Here is a 229-nt window from a genome sequence, read left to right on the forward strand (position 1 = left end):
TATCGGCCTTGGTCAGGCCGACGAACTTCAGCTTGTCGGTGCCGGAGGTGAAGTCCTCGATGGTGACGTGGCCGTCGGTGCGCTCGAAGACGAAGGTGTCGCGGCCGGCGCCGCCGGTGAAGTCGCCGCCGCCGGTGCCGGCGTAGAAGAGATCGGCGGCCTTGCCGCCGGTGGCGGTGGCGAAGCCGGCGCCGCCGTTCAGCACCAGGCGGACGCCGCCCTCGACGGT

At 71.6% G+C, this 229-nt stretch carries 1 pseudogene; it reads right to left on the bottom strand.

From position 1 onward, the window contains the following. Positions 1–229, bottom strand: a pseudogene (locus tag AC0IW9_RS32225) (hypothetical protein); the annotation flags it as partial.

It is taken from the genome of Belnapia sp. AC561 (assembly GCF_979252845.1).